Annotated in this window: 1 protein-coding gene; it reads right to left on the bottom strand. The window is 63.0% G+C overall.

What is annotated here, in order from left to right; genetic code table 11:
• Positions 1-1,215: MFS transporter (locus ABT116_RS46850; protein WP_351647434.1), on the bottom strand; the 1,215-nt coding region annotated here is incomplete at its 3' end.
• Positions 1,216-1,335: the final 120 nt, after the last annotated feature.

Raw genomic sequence — 1,335 nt, 5'->3', positions numbered from 1 at the left:
GGTGATGGTGCTGACCGCGATCAGCGTGCCGATTGCGGTGATGACCGCGTAGAAGGCGGGAACGTAGATACCGAATTCGGGGATCAACCAGGTCATCAACAACGGCGCGGTACCTCCGAAGAGTGCGGACGAGATGTTGTAGCCCAAGCCGTAGGCGGAGTAGCGAACCCGCGTGGGGAACAGTTCGACGATCAGAATATGGATGACGGCTGTGTGCCCGGCGAAGATCACTGCCATGAGGCAGGCACCGAGCACGGCGAGTCCGACGTTGCCGGTCACGATCATGGCGTAGCAGGGGATCGCTCCGATCGCCATTGCTGCAGCAGCACCGGCGATGACCTTCTTGCGACCGATCCGGTCGGAGAGAGCACCCATGAACGGGATCGCGAAGCAGATCGCGACCAGGCTGGATGCGGTGACGAGAAGCGCCGTCCCGGTGGAGAATCCGATCTGATCGCCTTTGAGGAACGTGGGCATGTACGAGAACAGAACGTAGTAGCCGGAACCGTTCATCAGGGGGATGAACAGGGCGAGGATCATGGCGCGGCGGTGCTCGGGAGTGGAGAACGCTTCCTTGAGCGGATTGCGCGACAAACCGCCGGATTCCTTGAGCCGCTCGAAGTTCGGGGTATCGGAGATCGCGCGACGGATGTACCAGCCGATGATTCCCATCGGAATGGCCAAGAGGAACGGGATGCGCCACGCCCACGATGCGAGTCCGCCGCCGTTGATCGCTTCGGCGTTGAGCCACGGCGACATGGCGAACGCGATCATCGTTCCGGTCAGCAGGGCCAGGAACGACGCGATCTGCGCGTAGCTCGTGACCAAGCCGCGCTTGCCTTCCGGGGCGTGTTCGGCGAGGAACGTCATGACGCCGGCCGCTTCACCACCGACGGAGAATCCCTGCACGATCCGCAGAAAGATCAGCAGTGCCGGTGCCGCGATACCGATGGCCGCGTAGGTGGGCAGCAAGCCGATACCGGCGGTCGCCACGCTGATCAGCATGATGACGAACACCAACATCTTCTGTCGACCGATCCGGTCGCCGAGGATGCCGCAGACCACCGCGCCGAGGGGCCGAACGAAGAACGAGACCGCGTAGCCGGCGAACACCAGCATCAGCGCGTCGCTCGACTTCGACACGTCGAAGAACACAATGGCCAGTGCCGTCGCCATGAACGCGAAGACACCGTTGTCGTAGAGCTCGACGAAGATGCCGACGCAGCCCGCTGCGACGACTTTTCGAACCTTGCGCGGGTCGGCTACCTGGCCTCGACGCGCTGCGCATGTTCGACCTGCCCTACATCCTCATCGGCGCCCAGAAGGGCTCCGTGG

Source organism: Streptomyces sp. NPDC002130, from assembly GCF_040296465.1.
GTDB lineage: Bacteria > Actinomycetota > Actinomycetes > Streptomycetales > Streptomycetaceae > Streptomyces.
Note: the sequence above shows the minus strand (reverse complement) of the source record. Positions and strands in the feature narration are given on the sequence as shown.